General features: G+C 41.1%; 17 protein-coding genes and 1 pseudogene. 8 read left to right on the top strand and 10 right to left on the bottom strand.

Going from position 1 to position 19963, the window contains the following annotated elements; genetic code table 11:
- Positions 1-27: 27 nt before the first annotated feature.
- The 4 genes from NQ505_RS21210 to NQ505_RS21225 all read right to left on the bottom strand — a co-directional run bounded on the left by NQ505_RS21210 (position 28) and on the right by NQ505_RS21225 (position 3254).
- Complete coding sequence (locus tag NQ505_RS21210; protein WP_004299989.1) at positions 28-363, bottom strand: DNA-directed RNA polymerase subunit omega; 336 nt, start codon at positions 361-363, stop codon at positions 28-30.
- A gap of 14 nt (positions 364-377) precedes the next feature.
- Positions 378-1181, bottom strand: a complete 804-nt coding sequence (locus NQ505_RS21215) for an outer membrane protein assembly factor BamD (RefSeq protein WP_004299990.1) — start codon at positions 1179-1181, stop codon at positions 378-380.
- Positions 1182-1510: 329 nt separating this feature from the next.
- Positions 1511-1936 (bottom strand): amino acid-binding protein, encoded by a 426-nt coding sequence (locus tag NQ505_RS21220; protein WP_004299992.1) that lies wholly within the window; start codon positions 1934-1936, stop codon positions 1511-1513.
- A 19-nt stretch (positions 1937-1955) separates the two neighbouring features.
- Entirely contained in the window at positions 1956-3254 is a 1299-nt protein-coding gene (locus tag NQ505_RS21225; protein WP_008648218.1) for a phenylacetate--CoA ligase family protein, read from the bottom strand.
- A 135-nt stretch (positions 3255-3389) separates the two neighbouring features.
- Here NQ505_RS21225 and uvrB point away from each other — a divergent pair, with 135 nt between their 5' ends.
- Positions 3390-5420, top strand: coding sequence for an excinuclease ABC subunit UvrB (uvrB, locus tag NQ505_RS21230; protein WP_004303633.1), 2031 nt, complete (start codon positions 3390-3392; stop codon positions 5418-5420).
- A 250-nt stretch (positions 5421-5670) separates the two neighbouring features.
- On the opposite strand, the gene NQ505_RS21235 is transcribed toward uvrB, so the two are convergent.
- A complete protein-coding gene (locus NQ505_RS21235) occupies positions 5671-6420 on the bottom strand; it encodes a DeoR/GlpR family DNA-binding transcription regulator (RefSeq protein WP_008998583.1) in 750 nt (249 codons plus the stop codon).
- A gap of 226 nt (positions 6421-6646) precedes the next feature.
- On the opposite strand from NQ505_RS21235, the gene NQ505_RS21240 reads away from it, so the two are divergent.
- A complete protein-coding gene (locus tag NQ505_RS21240) occupies positions 6647-7156 on the top strand; it encodes a 5' nucleotidase, NT5C type (RefSeq protein WP_008998584.1) in 510 nt (169 codons plus the stop codon).
- A 114-nt stretch (positions 7157-7270) separates the two neighbouring features.
- Here NQ505_RS21240 and NQ505_RS21245 read toward each other — a convergent pair whose 3' ends face one another.
- Positions 7271-7975 carry an SGNH/GDSL hydrolase family protein gene (locus NQ505_RS21245; protein ID WP_008998585.1) on the bottom strand — a complete coding sequence of 235 codons (705 nt, stop codon included), beginning with the start codon at positions 7973-7975 and terminating at the stop codon, positions 7271-7273.
- Positions 7976-8635: 660 nt separating this feature from the next.
- Between NQ505_RS21245 and NQ505_RS21250 the strand changes: the two genes are divergently transcribed.
- The 6 genes and pseudogenes from NQ505_RS21250 to NQ505_RS21275 all read left to right on the top strand — a co-directional run bounded on the left by NQ505_RS21250 (position 8636) and on the right by NQ505_RS21275 (position 15161).
- Entirely contained in the window at positions 8636-9580 is a 945-nt protein-coding gene (locus tag NQ505_RS21250) for a tyrosine-type recombinase/integrase (protein WP_259826158.1), read from the top strand.
- A gap of 349 nt (positions 9581-9929) precedes the next feature.
- Positions 9930-12287, top strand: coding sequence for a PL29 family lyase N-terminal domain-containing protein (locus NQ505_RS21255; RefSeq protein WP_008998590.1), 2358 nt, complete (start codon positions 9930-9932; stop codon positions 12285-12287).
- A gap of 471 nt (positions 12288-12758) precedes the next feature.
- Positions 12759-13394, top strand: coding sequence for a vancomycin high temperature exclusion protein (locus NQ505_RS21260; protein ID WP_008998591.1), 636 nt, complete (start codon positions 12759-12761; stop codon positions 13392-13394).
- Positions 13395-13502: 108 nt separating this feature from the next.
- Positions 13503-13895, top strand: a pseudogene (locus NQ505_RS21265) (KilA-N domain-containing protein); the annotation flags it as partial.
- 89 nt (positions 13896-13984) lie between these two features.
- Positions 13985-14461, top strand: a complete 477-nt coding sequence (locus NQ505_RS21270) for a hypothetical protein (protein WP_008998593.1) — start codon at positions 13985-13987, stop codon at positions 14459-14461.
- Positions 14462-14732: 271 nt separating this feature from the next.
- Positions 14733-15161, top strand: coding sequence for an Hsp20/alpha crystallin family protein (locus tag NQ505_RS21275; protein WP_004300008.1), 429 nt, complete (start codon positions 14733-14735; stop codon positions 15159-15161).
- 97 nt (positions 15162-15258) lie between these two features.
- On the opposite strand, the gene NQ505_RS21280 is transcribed toward NQ505_RS21275, so the two are convergent.
- From NQ505_RS21280 to NQ505_RS21295, 4 genes are all read right to left on the bottom strand, one after another.
- A complete protein-coding gene (locus NQ505_RS21280; protein WP_004303641.1) occupies positions 15259-16374 on the bottom strand; it encodes an ABC transporter permease in 1116 nt (371 codons plus the stop codon).
- 77 nt (positions 16375-16451) lie between these two features.
- Positions 16452-17555, bottom strand: coding sequence for an ABC transporter permease (locus NQ505_RS21285; RefSeq protein ID WP_004300010.1), 1104 nt, complete (start codon positions 17553-17555; stop codon positions 16452-16454).
- A 2-nt stretch (positions 17556-17557) separates the two neighbouring features.
- On the bottom strand, positions 17558-19027 hold the full coding sequence (locus NQ505_RS21290) for an ATP-binding cassette domain-containing protein (protein WP_008998594.1): 1470 nt from the start codon (positions 19025-19027) through the stop codon (positions 17558-17560).
- 24 nt (positions 19028-19051) lie between these two features.
- On the bottom strand, positions 19052-19957 hold the full coding sequence (locus NQ505_RS21295) for an HlyD family secretion protein (protein ID WP_008998595.1): 906 nt from the start codon (positions 19955-19957) through the stop codon (positions 19052-19054).
- Between the last annotated feature and the right edge of the window lie 6 nt (positions 19958-19963).

Below are 19963 nucleotides of genomic sequence, written 5' to 3' on the forward strand. Positions count from 1 at the left end.
CTATCAAATTCTTCGTCAGAAAATAAATTACTGAAGTTTTTCTTTCTCCTTAGCCGGATTTCTATAATATATTTTCCCTTCGATGTATTCTTGCGTAGCAATCAAGTCCGGTTTCGGCAATTTCTCATAATAACGAGAAATTTCGATTTGCTCTCTATTTTCAAACACTTCTTCCAAATTGTCATTGTAAGAAGCAAACTCTGCCAGTTTCTTAGAAAGATCGTTTTTGATTTCTACACTGATCTGATTAGCACGCTTACCAATAATGGCAACTGTTTCATAAACATTACCTGTATCAGCACAGAGTTCCATCATATCACGGGTTACTGTTGTAGCAGGAGCATTCGTTTTTTTGTAGTCCATAAATCTATTTAAATTTAGTCTTTAATTACTTTCTGTGATTCATTGAATATCTTCTCGGCTTCTTTCAAATATTTACTTTCAGGAAATTCATTCTTAAAAGCGTAATATTCATCAATCGTTTCGCGGTAACGATCCATCTTCTTGTCTTCAACGCTATAGATAGCCATTTCGTGTCTTGCACGCAGAACCAAAATGGAAAGTTCTTCACGATAATCAGTATAAGGATAATCCTTCAATGCATTTTGAGCTGTGATTACACAAGACTCATAGTTATTGCCCAAATAATTACCCAGATTATAATATAACCTTGCTGAATAAAGCTCTTTCAATACCAGTTTATCCTGTAAAGCAAAAATCATATCCTGTGCTTCCTGCTTCTTTGTGCTGTTCGGGAAATACTCCATGAACATCTGCAATTGCTGGATAGCCTGATAAGTGCTTGACTGATCCAAACGTGGTTCCGGAGTATCCAGGAATAAAGCCTTACCTGCATGGAAACGTGCCAGTTCAGTAAAAGTACCACGAGGATATGTATTGAAATAGGTGATAAATGTCTGGGCAGCTGTCTGATAATCTTTCTGATTATAGTAGCTCATTCCCAACATATACAAAGATTCTTCCGCTTTATCGGTTCCTTTCAGAATGGTTATCAACTCATTCAGCAACGTAGCTGAACGATTATACTGTCCCTTCGCAAAATAGTTTTTGGCGGCTTCGTACTTGTATTCGTAATCGGTGCTTTTCAGCAATTTATTGTACTCTCCACATGATGTAAGAGTAGCCGCCGCAAGCAAAGTTATAATGATATTTTTCTTCATCCTATTTAAAAATAATGCGCAAAGTTACTTATTCGCTGGGAATTTAGCAATTAATCTGTGTTTTTTAATACATAAAAGGCGTTAAACATCGACAAAAGGAGAGAAAATGACGTCGAAATACAAATGACAAACTATAAACTGCAGATTATAAACGAATCACAATAGTGACGGTATGTGTTCAGGATAGTGACGGTATCGTTGGCATATACCGTCACTATCTTCACCGGATAGCGTCACTATATTTATAGTAAAAACGGTAAGCAATTGCGCTGTCCTTGAATTGGATAACACAACTGTTTACCGTTCATTATTTATTGCTCACTGTATATTTACAGCTTATACAAGTCACTTGCAGCCAGTAGATCGACTTTCTTTTCTTTCAACACCTCGATACACTTATCCAGGTTGCTGGGGCGGATCACTACATTTGCAATATGGTTATTGGCAAACGAATACATATATTCAATAAATACGCCCTCTTCTGATAAATATCCCAGCACTTTTGCCAAAGCACCTGGTATATTGGGACAGCTTATACCTACCACATCAGTCACATTCACTGCAAAATGATTATCTTTTAAAGCTTTGTATGCTCTATCCGGATCGGATACAATTCCACGCAAAATACCAAAATCAGCATTTTCGGCAATGCACAAGGCAGAAAGATTGATATTTTCTTTCGCCAGCACTTCAGTCACTTCCGTCAAACGGCCTGACTTATTTTCCAAAAAAATAGAAAGTTGTTTTGCTACCATTATCGTAAAGTTTTAAGTATTAAATCTTTCTGTTATCAATCACACGTTTTGCTTTACCTACGCTGCGTTCAATGCTGCGAGGCTCTACCAGTTTCACGTTGACTCCCAGTCCGAGTACGCTTTGCAAACGTCCTCCCAGTTTCTTCTTCAAAGCCAGCATTTTGTTGATCTCATCCGAATAGAATTCCGGACGTACTTCAACCTGGAGTTCCATTGTATCGGTATTGTTTTCACGACCTACTATCAACAAATAATGCGGTTCAAACTCTTCCATTTCAAGAATGACTGATTCAATCTGCGTCGGGAATACATTCACACCGCGGATAATCAACATATCATCACTACGTCCCAAAATACGATCCATACGTACCAATGTACGGCCACAGGAACATTTATCATGATGCAAGGCCGTCAAATCACGCGTACGGTAACGAAGTAACGGCATACCCTCTTTGGTTAAATGAGTAAATACCAGTTCTCCCGTTTGACCGGATTCCACCGGTTGCAATGTATTCGGGTCGATGATTTCCGGGAAGTAATGGTCTTCATTCAAGTGAGTCCCGTGCTGACATTCGCACTCGTACCCGACACCCGGTCCGGCAATCTCACTCAAGCCATAAATATCGTATGCTTTGATTCCCAACTTTTCTTCTATCTCATGACGCATATTTTCCGTCCAGGGTTCTGCACCGAAAGCACCGACTTTCAGTCGGAATTCTTCACGCGGTAAACCGGAATCTTTGATTGCATCTGCCAGATAAAGCGCATAGGAAGGAGTACAACACAGCACGGTCGATCCGAAATCGTGCATCAAGGTTATCTGTTTTTCCGTGTTACCACTGGACATCGGAATAACAGAAGCACCGATATTTTCGGCTCCTGCATGTGCTCCCAATCCGCCCGTGAACAGTCCGTATCCATAAGATACCTGAAAAATATCAGAACGCCCCGCTCCATAAGCGGTAAAAGCACGTGATATACATTCCGCCCATGTAGACAAGTCCTTACGGGTATATCCGACAACCGTCGGTTTTCCGGTTGTTCCGGAAGAAGCATGAATACGTACAATTTGGCTCATCGGCACGGCACAAAGTCCGAACGGATAATTATCTCTTAAATCATGTTTCGTGGTAAACGGCAGTTTTACAATATCATCAATACTATTGATGTCATCGGGAGTAATCCCCATTTCCTGCATCTTCTTTCGATAGAAAGGCGTGTTGTGATAAACGTAATCTACAATTTTCTTGAGTCGTATGCTTTGAATCTTGCGAAGACTTTCGCGGTCCATACACTCAATGCTCTCATTCCAAATCATGTGTTTCTGGTATTACTAGTTGTATGAATCTGTTTTTTGATATTAATATGTTGCAAAGTAAAGGATTTATTTGGAAAAATGATTTGTTATCTCGATTATTTTACCGAATATTGCTCCACTTTTTAGGATTTAACTATGAATTATGAACTAACATCAGCTTATAAACCTACCGGAGATCAGCCGGAAGCTATAGCACAACTTACTGAAGGGGTCCTTCAGGGAGTTCCCGCACAGACTTTATTGGGAGTGACCGGGTCGGGAAAAACATTTACCATTGCCAATGTGATCGCCAATATCAATAAACCTACGTTGATTTTGAGCCATAACAAAACACTGGCTGCCCAGCTCTACAGTGAGTTTAAAGGTTTTTTCCCAAACAATGCGGTAGAATATTACGTTTCTTACTATGATTATTACCAGCCGGAAGCTTATCTGCCGAACAGTGATACATATATAGAGAAAGATCTCGCCATCAATGACGAAATCGACAAGCTCCGGCTCTCTGCCACTTCCGCCCTACTCTCCGGGCGAAAAGACGTGGTAGTGGTTTCTTCCGTATCTTGTATCTACGGTATGGGAAATCCTTCGGACTTCTACAAAAATGTCATCGAAATAGAACGGGGACGGATGATGGACCGCAATGTGTTTCTACGTCGTTTGGTAGACAGTTTGTATGTTCGCAATGATATCGACTTGAACCGTGGCAATTTCCGGGTCAAGGGCGACACGGTGGATATTTATCTGGCTTATACCGACAACCTGCTCCGCGTCACCTTCTGGGGGGATGAAATTGACGGCATCGAAGAGGTAGACCCTATCACAGGAGTCACTATCGCACCATTTGACGCCTATAAGATTTATCCGGCCAACCTGTTCATGACTACCAAAGAGGCTACTCTCCGTGCTATTCATGAAATAGAGGATGATTTGACCAAGCAAGTAGCTTTCTTCGAATCTATCGGCAAGGAATACGAGGCCAAACGATTGTATGAGCGAGTAACTTACGATATGGAAATGATTCGGGAATTGGGACATTGTTCCGGAATTGAGAATTATTCCCGTTATTTCGACGGCCGTGCTGCCGGTACCCGCCCCTATTGTTTGCTCGATTTCTTTCCGGATGATTTCCTGATCGTTATCGACGAAAGCCACGTAAGTGTACCCCAAATCCGTGCAATGTACGGAGGAGACCGTGCGCGAAAAATCAATCTTGTGGAATATGGTTTCCGATTGCCTGCCGCTATGGACAATCGCCCGTTGAAATTTGAAGAGTTTCAGGAGATGGCAAAACAAGTAATCTACGTCAGTGCTACACCGGCGGATTATGAATTGATTCAGTCGGAAGGAATCGTCGTGGAACAGGTGATTCGTCCTACCGGTCTGCTTGATCCTATCATCGAAGTACGTCCGAGTCTCAATCAGATTGACGATTTAATGGAAGAAATCCAGCTCCGTATTGAAAAGGAAGAACGCGTACTCGTCACTACACTAACCAAACGAATGGCAGAAGAACTGGCAGAATATCTTCTTAATAATAATGTGAGATGTACCTATATCCATAGTGATGTCGACACACTGGAACGTGTGAAGATTATGGATGATCTCCGGCAAGGAGTTTATGACGTACTTATCGGGGTGAACCTGCTTCGTGAGGGTCTCGACCTTCCGGAAGTGTCTCTCGTCGCTATTCTCGATGCAGACAAAGAAGGGTTCCTCCGCTCCCACCGTTCGTTGACACAAACTGCGGGACGTGCCGCGCGTAATGTGAACGGTAAGGTAATCATGTATGCTGATAAGATGACGGATAGCATGAAACTGACGATTGATGAAACGAACCGTCGTCGTGAAAAGCAGTTGGCATATAATGAGGCAAACGGAATTACTCCGCAACAGATTAAAAAGGCCAGAAACTTGTCTGTATTCGGCAATGCAAAAGAAGCCGATGAACTGTTGAAAGAAAGACATGCTTATGTAGAACCTTCTACTCCGAATATCGCAGCAGATCCGATAGTGCAGTATATGAGTAAAGCGCAAATGGAAAAGAGTATCGAGCGTACCCGCAAACTGATGCAGGAAGCAGCCAAGAAACTCGAATTTATCGAAGCCGCACAATATCGTGACGAATTATTGAAACTGGAGGACTTGATGAAAGAGAAATGGGGATAAAATTTCCCCATTGTTCACCTATCATAGCCTGATTGCTAAGGGTTGAAACTCTTAACAAACCTGTAACTTCGCATTTAGTCTATTAATTAGTGTTATAAAAACACCAATTAAGGGCAGATAATTTGCAAAGTTACCGGAATTCCGTATCTTTGCACTGTGTTTTTCATAGTATTAGATTTAAGGTTAACAAAGGTTGGAGCAAGGCGTTGCTCCTTTTTTTATGTCTATACGTCATCTTCACATTCAAATTCTATAAAATAACATAGGAGTGTTTTGGCCAATGTTCCATTATAGCTTCCACTTTTGAGTCTTCTGTAACTAGGTAGTCTATATCTCCCAAAGAAGCAATAATATAATCTTCCGCTTTATTTAATTTATGGCTGTCCGCCAAGACGATCTTCTTTTTGGCACGTTCCACCATCAAGCGCTTTACCATTGCTTCTTCACGATCCGGAGCTGTCAAACCTTGTTGGGGATGGACGCTGCAAACTCCCAACACCAGCCAGTCCGGCCGCACAGTCTGCAAAGCCTGATAAACAGAAATACCAACAGTTACTTGAGAAGAAGGAAATATCTTTCCTCCCAAAAAGATCAGTTCCAGCTTAGGATGATTCATCAAAACATTTACAATTGGAAAACTATTCGTATAAATTGTCAATTCCATATTCGTCGGAATTTGACGAGCTACTTCAAGGTTTGAAGTACCGCCATCTATCAGTACAATGTCACCCGGCTGAAACAAAGGAACCACCTTGGATGCTATTTCCTGCTTCTCTACAATTCCCAGATTGAGCCGGTCGACAAAAAGATGTGATATCCCCGACTTGGCAATAGCACCACCATGAACCTTAGTCAGCAACCCCTGTTCATCCAAATCGATGAGATCACGACGCAATGTATCATCAGATACTCCCAATTCTTGACTTAATGCCGTAATATAAACACGATAATTCTCATTTAAACGGTTTAATATATACTGATGTCTTTCTTCTTTTAGCATATTACGATTTCTCTAACTATTGCATATTACCGCAAATATACATATATTTCGGAAGATAAAAGAAATAATTTGAAGATTTATTCCAACTTTTGCGGTTTTATTTAAATCAAATTACCTCAAAAACAAGAAAATCGCAACGTTTGATGAAAGCCCGCAAAGAGAAAACGGAACGTAGTTTAATATATTTGACAACAAATAGAAATTCAAATCTTAATAATTCAAAAATATGAAGCAACAAGTATTAGTAGACATGGACGGAGTTCTGGCAGATGTATATACCCAATTCATTGATTGGGAATATAGAGAATCCGGCATCCAATTAGCAATCGAGAGTTTATATGGAAAGACAGAGAATGAGGCTTTTCCATCTTGCGACAAGCATGTACGGAGTACAGGGTTCTTTAGAACAGCACCTGTCATTCCGGGAAGTATTGAAGGATTGAAGTATCTCAATGAAAAATATAAAGTCCTGATCGTATCTTCAGCTACCGAATATCCTCAAAGTTTGATAGAGAAACAGGAATGGCTGAACGAATATTTCCCCTTTATCACTTGGGAACAAATGATATTTTGCGGACGCAAAGACAGTATCAAAGGAGATATAATGATTGACGACCATCCTAAAAATTTGAGTGTCTTTGATGGAGAAAGGTATATTTTCACTCAACCACATAATATGTTTATCACGGACTATATGCGAGTGAATAGCTGGAAAGATATAATAGACACTCTCTAATGCATAAATAAGGAGGATTGCAGATATAGACTGATCGTTCATTACGGCTGAATCTATTCATGCAATCCTCCCATTTCTTATAGTTGGATTATTCCTACTTCAAGCGATGATAAATCAAAGAGCCTTCTCTATGGCATTTTTAATCAACGGTTCCATAATATCATACCCCTCGCTCGTTGGATGAACTCCATCTTTAGTATATTGAGGATTCAAGGCCTGATTTTCGTCAACCACCATTGCCTTGTAATAATTAACAAACGGAATTTTATTTGCTTTTGCATAAGCCTCTATCCGGTCATTTAAAGATTTAATTTTCTGCGGAACATCTTTTATTTCCATTCTCCACTTAAATGCAGCAGCAGGCAATACGGAAGTCAAAATTACTTTTATTTTATTTGCTTTTGCCAGTTCCGCCATAGAAACGATGTTTCCGAATGTATAATCTTCATTATACGCTTGTGTATTTTCAGCGACATCATTTGTTCCGGCATTAATCACCACTAAAGCAGGAGAAAGATTAATCACATCTTCCCGAAAACGTAACAAGAATTGATAGGAAGTCTGCCCACTGATTCCACGGCCAATGTAACCATTTGATTTGAAAAAATCCGGATGAGTCCTTACCCATCCTTCCGTAATGGAATTTCCCATAAAAATAACCCGTTTGTCTTTCTTTGTCGCTTGTGGAAGTGCAGCATTTTCTTTTGAATAACGACGTAGATTAGCAAAATCATTTTTCTGTGCATAGCTTTCTCCTATCGAGAAACTCAAGGAAACAACAGCCAATAATATCCATTGGCCCCATCTTCTTTTATCCATGTTTATATTAAGTATTAGTAATATTATATTTCATGCAAAGATAAAAAGAAAAGTGATGCACTATACTTTGTGTGGCCATTTTTTTGTGCATTTCCATGCCATAATGTGCTGATAAATGTCAGACGGGAGAGATTTTTTCTGCATATTTGTTATTGTTTTCAGGTTTCCAGCAAAAATACGCCATACGCGGGGAGCTTCTAAATTTATCGGTTCTTTTCGGTTGGTTTCGGTTCTAAATAGTCGTATACGTTCGCACATTAATAGCCTTTCTTTGGAGAGGCAAAAGTTAGAGGCTTCATCTGCCTGAAATGAAGCCTCTGAATGTATCAAACAGAGGCTCTGCCGGATGGGTTTAGAGCCTCCATTTGGGGGATAAAAAAGCGCCTTTTTGCCGAACGCATAGTGGAACACTCTCCAAAGGCAGATAACTCGCTATATGGCAACCGGTTACACCTGCCTGAAAAAGTCCCCTTGAAACACTAAGCGTATTATTATAAATATATAAATAATAAACTATATATATTAAAATATATAGTTCGATTTTCCTATTTTTTGAATCTTTATAACGCAAATCGCATGTGCTAAAATTTATTTGTAGCTTTGCTTTTTTTGAATAAATTCGGCTGTTAAACCAGCTCATAGTAATTATTAAAAAAGTTGATGAAGAAAGAAGATTTGATTTCGTTTATGAAAGAAATCGCTGCCGAGTTGCAGCGAAGGGGAAATTTAGGGACTGCTCATGTGTACCGGAGCAGCTTGAATGCAATCCGCACCTTTCTGGGTTCGGACAAGATGCTGTTCCGGCAACTGACGCCCGAATGGTTGAAGCGTTTCGAAAACAGTCTGCGGGAACGTGGATGCAGTTGGAACACAGTGTCTACTTATCTGCGCACCTTGCGGGCGGTCTATAATCGTGCGGTTACTTTACGGAAAGCAACGTATGTGCCTCATTTGTTCCGTTCGGTTTACACGGGTACAAGGACAGACCGTCAGCGGGCATTGGACAATGAGGACATGAAGAAAGTGTTCACCCGTCTGGCTACACAATCCTCCGCCACTACTGCCATGCGCACTGCACAGGATTGGTTTATCCTGATGTTCCTGCTCCGCGGATTGCCGTTCGTCGATCTGGCTTATCTACGCAAGAATGATTTGAAGGAGAATGTAATCACGTATCGACGCAGAAAGACAGGCCGCACATTGTCCGTGACATTGACAACGGAAGCGATGTTTCTGTTGCAGCGCTATATGAATCGGGATGTCGCTTCTCCCTATCTGTTTCCCATCCTGCGGAGTGGTGAGGGAACGGAGGAGGCATACCGGGAATATCAGTTGGCATTGCGGGGATTCAATCACCAGCTGGCTTTGTTGGGTGAACTGTTGGGGATTAAGGGGCGATTAAGTTCTTATGCTGCACGTCATACGTGGGCTACGACTGCTTATTATTGCGAAATCCATCCGGGAGTGATCTCTGAAGCGATGGGACATTCGTCCATCACGGTAACAGAAACCTACCTGAAGCCATTTCACAGCAAGAAAATAGATGATGCGAACAGGAGGATTATTGATTTCGTAGAGCGGTCGATAGGGAAAGCAATCGCCTGACAAATAGAACGTTACTTTGTAGGTAACGGGATTTTGAATATGCAGCAAAAGTATGCATATTTACTAAAATAAGCAAACAGAAACAAACATTATTTCTAACAAATTACTCCAAAAGGGAAATAGCACGAGCAAAACATATCACTTCTTTGCATTAGAGCTTCATCGACATCTAAAATTTGCAAAAGACATTCTCCCCCTACCATTCTCCTGAAAAGCAGGGGTGGAGAGTTTGATTACTATTTTTTATTTTCCATGTATGATTTACCTTGCAACAGGCGTAAACAAAGGTTTTCCCGTTACCTACAAAGTAACGGGACGTACTCAAATTATTAACTAAAGCAACAAAACAATGAAGAAATTCAGACATTACGCCTTACTACTGGTTACGGCAATGGCAGTATTCGGTTGTTCAAAAGACTATGACGACACCGCTATCAAGAACGACATTAGCGATCTTCAGTCAAGAGTGGAAAAGTTGGAAACGTGGTGTACCACCGTCAATGGGCAAATCAGCGCCCTGCAAGGGTTGGTCACCGCATTGGAAGCGAAAGACTACGTGACAGGAGTTTCACCCGTGACCAATGGTTACACTATCAATTTCAGCAAGGGCGAATCCATCACCATCTACAACGGCAAGGATGGAGCCAAAGGAGCGGACGGTGTGACTCCTATTATCGGAGTAGACAAATTCGAAGGAGAGTATTACTGGACAGTAAAGATTGGTACTACTGCCGCCACTTGGATGCTCGATGCCGATGGCAAGAAGATTCGCACCACTGGCGATAAGGGTGTGGACGGAAGCGCAGGTATAAACGGTCAGTCTCCCGTATTAAGCGTAGCTACAGACACCGACGGTAAAGTTTATTGGAAAGTAAACGGTGAATGGTTGTTGAACAGCGGAAAGAAAGTACAAGCCACAGGTGATAAAGGCGACAAGGGTGAAACAGGTTCAGCAGGTGCTGCCGGAGCAGACGGTGCACAAGGCGATGCCGTATTTGCCGCAGACGGTGTAACGGTAGACAAAACCAAAGGTACAGTAACCTTTACCCTTGCAGGTGAAGGCGGTGCAACATTTACCCTGCCAATGGCAAGCGAAATGAAGATATTTGACAAGTTCGACGAGTTTAAAGTGAACAGCGAAAAACATGAACTCACACTGGCGCTTAACGTAAAAGACGGTGATTATGCCGCTATCAAAGCCGAACTGACCAGCAGTAAAGGAATGGAAGTAGCTATTGTAAAAGCTACCACTCGTGCAGCTTCTACTCCCTGGGGTGTAGAACTTACCAGCCCGACATTCAAAGAAGATAAGACGATTGATGTTAACGCTAAAGTAACTTTCACCCTGCCAGCAAATATTGAGAAAGGTGAGTTTGCTTTATTGAAAGTAACTGTTGTTGGCAAAGACGGAACGGAACATTCTGCTACTCGTGTTATCGTATATACTACGGACATCAGTGTAGAAAACGTTGCTCTTGCAGATAAGTCCGTACCGGAGGGTAGCACAGTGAAGTTGATTCCAACTTTCACTCCTGCTAATGCAACGAATCAGAATGTGACATGGACGAGCAGCGAACTCGGAGTTGCCACCATTGCTGCTGACGGTACAGTAACAGGTGTCGCCCAGGGAGGAACTACTATTATTACGGTAACTACCGAAGATGGTGGATTTACTGCTACTTGTACGGTGACAGTGACAGAGAAGTTGAAAGGTTATGGATGGTATTTAGCAGGCAAAGAAAGTGGTAATTTTGAAATTTCCACTTTGGAAGAATTAAAACAATTCGGATTACTGGTTAATGGTGATAGAAGCGCATTGACTTTCAACGGCCTATCTGCTGCTGTTGATTTCAGTGGCAAGACTATCACACTAAAAGACAATATCAATCTGAATAATGAAGAGTGGACTCCGATAGGAACATCTCGTCAACCATTTAAAGGGACTTTCGATGGCAATGGGAAGACTATTTCTGGACTGAAAGTGAGCAATACTATAGCCTATGCTGGTTTCTTGGGATATATAAGTGCAGCAACTGTAAAGAATATCAAAGTTTCTGATGGTATCGTTACTGGTACCTATGCTGGAGGTGTTGTAGGAAGTAGTAATAGTTCTACAATTGAAAAGTGCAGTAGTTCTGCTAGCATATCAGGTCAAATTGCAGGTGGTGTAGTTGGATGGGCACCTCTTAGTGTCATAAAGGCTTGTCATGCTACTGGGAATGTGACTGCTACAAAGAGTACTAATGATATAGTAACCGCAGGTGGAGTCGTTGGTTTTATCTCTATTAGTGGTAGTATACAGGCATGTTATTACACTACAGGTACAGTGACTGGTGGTGAAGGAGCATCTGGGAATAACTGTTGTACAGGGGGTGTTATTGGATCGTCAAAAAGAGACATAAAAGTATATAATTGTTATTCCACAGGTACAGTAGTCGCTGGTACAGGTCCGCAAGCATATAATGTTTATACTGGTGCAGTAATAGGTTATGCAGATGATGGTAATAATAACGGTTCCTTACTTTATGTTACAAGTAAAGGTGCAAACAGAGGTATAGGTGAAAAATCTAGTGACGATGCTTCAAAAGTAAAGAGCATTACTTCCGAATCTGACCTTTCTGCGAATATCAGTTTCCTGAATACCGGATTACCGGGTGAAGTAGGTTATCAGTTCAAAGCTGACGGCACACTTGAAAAAGTGCAGTAAAGAAGATGATAAGATAACCATATAGTCATATCCTTACATACAATCTGCCGGAATCCCCAAAATTCCGGCAGACTTTTTATTCCCTCAAATCAAGAAAAAACATCACTCCTAACCTATCGGGTAACAGAAATAATGGAAACAGGTTATCTATCCGCCACCTTTCGTCTGAACAATAAAAGATACTTATAGTATAACAGAAATGGAAGCATACGCATTTGTCTATCGTCCAAAACATCGAATAACCGTTAAGGAGAAGGTACTTTTTCTTAATCTATGTTATATAACATGCATTTTTTCTTGGATTATTTGCTAATTCCATAATAGTCCGTATCTTTGCACTGTGTTTTTCATAGTATTAGATTTAAGGTTAACAAAGGTTGGAGCAAGGCGTTGCTCCTTTTTTTATGTCTATATGCTTGATTTCCTAAAAAAGAATGGTATTTTTGTAAAGTCACAATTATTATCCGAAACATGAAACGCAAACTACTTTATACCACTCTAATAATAGCTATCCTGTGTGTAATCAGCATAATTGTATGTAACAGGACAATCAAGAAACACACAGTCTCCAAACTATATACGGAAGTAAATACTATCCCCTCCAACAATGTAGGATTACTTCTCGGAACATCTCCCAAGTTGAAAAATGGAAATAACAATTTATATTTCGATTATCGGATTCTTGCAACAGTAGAGTTATATAAAGCCGGGAAAATTAAATATATCCTCATCAGCGGCGATAACCGTAAAGAGGATTACAATGAACCGGAAGAAATGAAGAAAGCACTCATGCAAAAAGGTATTCCTGAAAAATCCATTTATTTAGATTATGCCGGATTCCGGACTCTCGACTCTGTTGTACGTGCCAAAGAAGTGTTTGGACAAAATCATCTGACCATCATCTCCCAACGTTTCCATAACGAACGAGCGATCTATCTTGCAGAGAAAAATGGAATAGACGCCATCGGGTACAACGCCCCAAATGTAAATGCTTATGCCGGACTGAAAACTAACATCCGGGAATTACTTGCAAGAGTCAAAATGTTTATAGATTTAGGTATAGATAAACAACCTCATTTCTTGGGAGAGAAAATAATAATTGAATAAGCGAGATATCCCCGATGCATGGAAGTGAGTTTAACATATCCTGAATAAAAAGTGATATACGTTTCTTTATTCCCAAATATAGCTCTACCTTTACTGAAAAATCAGAATATGGCAAAGATTACAGTTCAGAAAACAGATGTTACTATCCTAAAAATCAACGATACAGATTACATTTCCTTAACCGACATAGCTAAATACAAGACGACAGATGCCAATGCTGTTATTGCCAACTGGCTACGTAATAGAATGACCATTGAATATTTAGGATTATGGGAGATATTGTACAACCCCCATTTTAAACCCCTCGAATTCGAGGGGTTTAAAAAAGAAGCAGGACTAAATGCGTTTACTCTTTCCCCTCAAAAATGGATAGAAACCACCTGTGCTATTGGAATTATATCCAAATCAGGACGATATGGAGGCACTTTTGCTCACAAAGACATTGCATTCAAATTTGCAAGTTGGATTTCCGTTGAATTTGAATTATACATAGTTAAAGAAAGGATAGACTCATCAAATTAAATCAAATAGCAATTCAACAAATGAGCATATTAGAAGATATTAAAAATAAAAAGTTATTGAAATAATTTATGGAACAGCAAATTCAACTCAACGATCACAACAAGCAGGAATACCCTCCTATGCATACAGCAGAGCATTTACTCAATGCCACCATGGTGAAAACCTTTGGCTGCCCACGTTCTCGCAATGCCCACATCGAAAGGAAAAAAAGCAAATGTGACTATATACTTTCGTCATGTCCGACAGCGGAACAAATCCAATCTATTGAAGATAGAGTGAACGAGGTAATCAGTCAGAACCTACCTGTGACTGTTGAGTTTATGACTCATGAACAGGCCAAAGATATTGTAGATTTAAGTAAGCTACCTGCCGATGCAAGCGAAACTCTTCGCATTGTCCGCATTGGAGATTATGATGCCTGCGCCTGCATCGGATTGCATGTATCCAATACTTCTGAAGTGGATATCTTCAAAATCATTAGTTATGATTATGACGAAGAAAGGCAAACACTAAGAATAAGGTTCAAACTGATCGAGAAGAAGTAAACAGGTTATCAAATTAGTATCTATCTTATATAAAATAAATAAAAACAAGATACATTTTGTCATTTATATTGCAAAATTGACATTATAAAAATGACAAATAGACAATTTTAGTCTCTAAAATCTCTTGGCATAAGGTTTGCATTTATAGAAGCGAACAACGGTTCGAGAGCGGACGATGGAAGGCGGGATAACCTATACCATCGGAAGTGAAAACACCGAAGTTCTAAATTTATTAATTGAATGTTTAACTTAAAGATAGGAGACTAAAATTATGATGCCTGTTAGAAGAACTCAAAGTTGGTTACCAAGTATCTTTAATGATTTCTTTGATAACGATTGGATGGTAAAAGCAAATGCTACTGCACCTGCAATTAATGTTTTGGAAACAGAAAAAGAGTACAAAGTGGAATTGGCTGCTCCTGGTATGACGAAGGATGATTTCAATGTTCGCATTGATGAAGACAACAACCTCGTTATCAGCATGGAGAAAAAGACTGAAAACAAGGAGGAAAAGAAAGACGGTCGCTATCTGCGTCGCGAATTCTCATACTCTAAGTTCCAGCAAACAATGATTCTACCGGACAATGTGGACAAAGAAAAAATTGCTGCATCCGTAGAACATGGTGTTTTAAACATCGAACTTCCGAAACTCTCTGAAGAAGAAGTGAAGAAGCCAAATCGGCAAATCGAAATAAAGTAATACGGTAACCACTTGCTGTTCACCGGAAACGGTGATAAGAAGTAATAAAACAGCTCTTTCCCTGAAAGGGAAACGAGCTGTTTTTATATTATTATCCTTAGTTATTCTTCCGATAACTAATCACTGCCCAACTATTAAACACTACTGCAAAAAACAACAATACTCCAAACTGTGGCAGTAAATCAAAGAAACCACTCCCCTTTAAATACACCATTCGCATCACTTCCATAAAATACCTCAAAGGATTGAGCCTAGTAATTAGTTGAGCCCATTCCGGCATACTGCTAATGGGAGTAAACAAACCACTCATCAAAATTACAACCAACAAACAGAACCACATAACAAACATAGACTGTTGCATCGTTGCCGAGTAGTTGGAAATAACAAGTCCGAAACCGGACATTACCAGAACGAAAAGAACTGCGAAAAAGTAAATCAATAGAAAATGACCGACCGGCACTATGCCATAAATTAACCAAGCTAATATGAAACATACAGTCAGCACCACAAAACCAATCAACCAGTAAGGCAGGAGCTTTGCCAAAATAAAGATAAACTTCGGAACCGGCGTCACATTGATTTGCTCAATCGTTCCTACTTCCTTCTCGCTAACTATATTCAATGCAGGCAAGAAACCACAAATCAAAGTTAATAACATGACCATCAATGCCGGAATCATATAGAGTTTATAGTTCAGATTCGGATTAAACAACCCCTGTGTATCAATGCCTATCGAAGGGAAAGCACCGGAGACTGTAGCAGTTGCAGGATATTCCGAACGCAGCTCGGCTGCATAATCATTAATAATAGAAGATAGATAAGAACTCCCCAGCCCTCCTTTTGTCCCATTCACAGCATTGGCTGCTATCAGTATGTGGGTATCTTCTCCATTCATCCAATCCCGTTCCAGATGCCGCGGAATTTCCATCACAATATCCGCCGTTCCAATTTCAATATTCCGTAGGCCTTCTTCATACGAAGCCGGCACTTCCACCAGACGGAAATAGGTAGAGGCGGCAATCTTATTGACTAAACGTTGTGAAATAGCCGAATGGTCATTATCCACAATATTCAGCTGTATATTCTTGATTTCCAGATTTACCGCCCAAGGCATCAGCAGCATAATCATGCATGGAAATACAAGAATCAATTTCGGAAGAAACGAATTGCGAAGCAATTGTTTAAACTCTTTTTCTATCAGGAACTTTATCATAAATAATTCTTCCATTTATCAATCTGCCCATTAGCACACTGTATAGTATTCATGCAGCCAATTGGCATATCGACATATTATTCCAATCTATACTTAAATTTCTTGATACTGATCGTAATAAGTACCGTCGCCATCAATAACAAGATACCAATCTCTTTATACACCAATGCAACTGGTACTCCTTCAATCATCAGTTTACGCACAGCCTGTATATACCAACGTGCCGGAAGTATATCCGAGATCCATTGAAGTATCACCGGCATACTCTCTATAGGGAAAATCATGCCCGATAAAAGCATTGTGGGCATCATCAGCATCAATCCGGAAACCAGCATGGCCGCAACCTGTGTACGTGTGACTGATGAAATCAATAAGCCCAATGCCAATGATACGAAGATAAACAGCAAAGATACCGTGATTAACCAGAACAAACTTCCTACCACCGGAACATCCAACACAAAGACCGAAAGCAAAAGGATCGTTATCAGATTGACGAACGACAGCACAAAATAAGGTACAGCCTTTGCCAAAATAATAAATAGCGGCTTCACAGGTGAAACCAATAATACTTCCATCGTGCCTGTTTCTTTCTCACGAACAATGGAAATCGAGGTCATCATGGCGCAAATCAGCATCAGGATCAAGCCCATCACTCCCGGAACAAAGTTATAAGCACTCTTCATCTGCGGGTTGTAGAGCAATTTGATATCAGGAGTCAGGCGGGCAGCCGACATATTCGGGGGAATCATCTCCTGGCCTACCATAGAAACGATTCCTGTCGCATAATTAACTTGCGAAGTCGACATATTGGGATCTGTTGCATCTACTATCAGCTGTACACGAGCATCACCCGTATAGAGATCATCCGCAAACCGTTCGCTAAAGACAATCGCCATATCAACTTCATTCTTTAGGAAAGCAGCTTCCATTTCCTGGGGCGAATGAAAACGTGCAGTAACGGTGAAATACTCACTGGCATCCAAACGATCAATTATTTTTCGCGTTACCACATCATTAGAAGGATCGAGCACCGCCAACCGAACATTCTTCACTTCCGTGCTGATAGCAAAACCGAATAGAATAATTTGCACAACAGGCATCCCCAACAAAATCAGCATGGTTCGCCGGTCACGGAAAATATGATAAAACTCTTTCTTTATAAAAGCTATAAACTGTCTCATAATCAATCTGCTTTGCGCACCGCACCGCGGGCTAATTTCTGAAAAACGTCATCCATCGTTTCCGCACCGAATTGTTGTTTCAGACGGGCAGGTGTATCAAGTGCTTTTATCTGACCGTCCACCATGATAGATATCCGGTTGCAATATTCTGCTTCATCCATATAATGGGTAGTGACAAACACGGTAATACCCTGATCGGCTGCCTGATAGATCAATTCCCAGAACTGTCTTCTCGTAGCAGGATCTACTCCACCGGTCGGCTCATCCAGAAAAACGATTCTCGGTTCATGGAATATTGATACTGAAAAAGCCAATTTCTGTTTCCATCCCACCGGAAGGCTCTTCACCAGAGTATCCCGTTCGGCAGTAAGCCCCAAACGATCCAACAATTCTTCTGTCTTCCGTTCTATCTCTTGTTCCTTCATGCCATAAATTCCGGCAAACAGACGGATATTCTCCCACACTTTCAGGTCTTCATATAGCGAAAACTTTTGGCTCATATATCCGATATGTTTCTTAACTTGTTCGGCCTCCCGGTAAATATCATATCCTGCCACCTTCCCGATGCCTGATGTCGGTTTACTTAATCCGCAAAGCATACGCATAGCTGTCGTCTTTCCTGCTCCATTAGCACCCAGAAAGCCAAATATCTCGCCCCGGTTCACCAGAAAGGAGATATGATCTACTGCGGTAAAATCTCCAAAACACTTTGTCAACTGTTCCACTTCAATGACCGGAGCTACTTCATGCTTCACTTCCTCCCGTTCCAAGGAAGGAGGGCAAAGGATAGACGCAAATTGATGAAGAATACGTTCGGGAGTATCAATGCCATGAATCTGTCCATGATTGATGAAAGCAATCCGGTCACATTGCCGGGCCTCATCCATGATGGGAGTAGAAACAACAATGGTAATCCCCTGTTCCCGTAAGTTTCGGAGCATTTGCCAGAATTCCTTACGCGACACGGGGTCTACTCCGGTAGTGGGTTCATCCAGAAATAAAATATCCGGTTTATGAATCAAAGCGCAGCTCAATGCCAGTTTCTGCTTCATACCACCTGACAAAGCCCCTGCCCTTCTTTTCCTGAACGGTTCTATCTGTTGGTAGATATCTTTAATTAAATCATAATTCTCCTGAACTGTCGTATGGAACACGGTAGCAAAAAGCTCCAGATTCTCTTCTACCGAAAGATCCTGGTAAAGTGAAAAACGACCGGGCATATATCCCACTTTCGTACGAATCTGTTTATAATCCGTTACCACATCCAGCCCGGCAACCATGGCCGTTCCTTTATCCGCCAGCAACAAAGTAGTCAGAATACGGAATAAGGAACTCTTACCGGCACCATCAGGCCCTATCAGACCAAAGATTTCTCCCCGTTCCACAACGAAAGAAACTTCTTTCAGCGCCTCCACTGTTCCATAGTTCTTGCCGACTTCTTTCACAACCACTATGGGTTCTCCCTTTTCCATCTCCTCTCCTTTAATTTTTAATCATTAATTTTTCAATGTCACTCCTCCGTACATACCAATCTTCAATGCTCCGTCATTCTTCACGGCAATTTTCACTGCATATACCAGATTAGCACGTTCGTTTTTCGTCAAAATCGTTTTGGGAGTGAACTCCGAACGGTCGGAAATCCAGGTCACTACCCCCGGATAAGCTTTCTGCTCCGAGTTTCCATAATCAGCATACACAGTTACCTCATCTCCCAGTTTCACTTGCGACAACTGTTCGGAGGTAATGTAAGCCCTCAAATACATGCGATCCACTTCAGCCACTTTAAACAGCGGTTTACCTATCGCCGCCAATTCACCGGCTTCTGCATATTTTGCCAATACGGTACCTTCAATAGGCGACTGGACATGACATTTAGCTAATTGATCCTCCATCTGTGCAACTTGTATGGCAACCGAATTTCCTTGTTCTATCAGGCTGTTCGTACTATTCTGCAATGACGATTCCTGTGCGACAAGCTGCCTTTCAAGCAATTTGACTTGTGCGTCCCAGTCGTCCAACTGTTTCTGATTCGCCGCTCCAGCGGCAAGCAGGTTTTCCACGCGTTTCTTTTCACGTTCTGCTGTTGCTATTTGCTGTTTGGTAGCAGCTATCTGTTTAGCAAGATCCGGACGTTGGCTTTCCACTGATTTCATACTGGCCTCCAGTTGTAATTTCTTCAAATACAATTGCACCGTATCCACCAGCCCAATCTCCTCACCTGCTTTCAGTCTTGTTCCCTCTTCTACCTCCAGTCGCAACAGCTTTCCGGCAGCTTCGGCAGAGACTATCACTTCCGTGGCTTCAAACGTGCCGGTTGCATCATAGCCGGGTATTCCCTTACCACAAGCAGCCAACATAATCAATGCCACTCCAACCATTCCTATCTTTGTCATTCGTTCCATATCTAA

It is taken from the genome of Bacteroides sp. D2 (assembly GCF_025147085.1).
Lineage (GTDB): Bacteria > Bacteroidota > Bacteroidia > Bacteroidales > Bacteroidaceae > Bacteroides.

Coding starts and splice junctions, on each gene's coding strand:
- NQ505_RS21260 (WP_008998591.1), top strand. CDS start 12,759: ATGAAACGCAAACTACTTTATACCACTCTAATAATAGCTATCCTGTGT.
- NQ505_RS21225 (WP_008648218.1), bottom strand. CDS start 3,254: ATGATTTGGAATGAGAGCATTGAGTGTATGGACCGCGAAAGTCTTCGC.
- NQ505_RS21245 (WP_008998585.1), bottom strand. CDS start 7,975: ATGGATAAAAGAAGATGGGGCCAATGGATATTATTGGCTGTTGTTTCC.
- NQ505_RS21295 (WP_008998595.1), bottom strand. CDS start 19,957: ATGGAACGAATGACAAAGATAGGAATGGTTGGAGTGGCATTGATTATG.
- NQ505_RS21270 (WP_008998593.1), top strand. CDS start 13,985: ATGGAACAGCAAATTCAACTCAACGATCACAACAAGCAGGAATACCCT.
- NQ505_RS21215 (WP_004299990.1), bottom strand. CDS start 1,181: ATGAAGAAAAATATCATTATAACTTTGCTTGCGGCGGCTACTCTTACA.
- NQ505_RS21280 (WP_004303641.1), bottom strand. CDS start 16,374: ATGATAAAGTTCCTGATAGAAAAAGAGTTTAAACAATTGCTTCGCAAT.
- NQ505_RS21220 (WP_004299992.1), bottom strand. CDS start 1,936: ATGGTAGCAAAACAACTTTCTATTTTTTTGGAAAATAAGTCAGGCCGT.
- NQ505_RS21250 (WP_259826158.1), top strand. CDS start 8,636: ATGAAGAAAGAAGATTTGATTTCGTTTATGAAAGAAATCGCTGCCGAG.
- NQ505_RS21235 (WP_008998583.1), bottom strand. CDS start 6,420: ATGCTAAAAGAAGAAAGACATCAGTATATATTAAACCGTTTAAATGAG.
- NQ505_RS21275 (WP_004300008.1), top strand. CDS start 14,733: ATGATGCCTGTTAGAAGAACTCAAAGTTGGTTACCAAGTATCTTTAAT.
- NQ505_RS21290 (WP_008998594.1), bottom strand. CDS start 19,027: ATGGAAAAGGGAGAACCCATAGTGGTTGTGAAAGAAGTCGGCAAGAAC.
- NQ505_RS21285 (WP_004300010.1), bottom strand. CDS start 17,555: ATGAGACAGTTTATAGCTTTTATAAAGAAAGAGTTTTATCATATTTTC.
- uvrB (WP_004303633.1), top strand. CDS start 3,390: ATGAATTATGAACTAACATCAGCTTATAAACCTACCGGAGATCAGCCG.
- NQ505_RS21210 (WP_004299989.1), bottom strand. CDS start 363: ATGGACTACAAAAAAACGAATGCTCCTGCTACAACAGTAACCCGTGAT.
- NQ505_RS21255 (WP_008998590.1), top strand. CDS start 9,930: ATGAAGAAATTCAGACATTACGCCTTACTACTGGTTACGGCAATGGCA.
- NQ505_RS21240 (WP_008998584.1), top strand. CDS start 6,647: ATGAAGCAACAAGTATTAGTAGACATGGACGGAGTTCTGGCAGATGTA.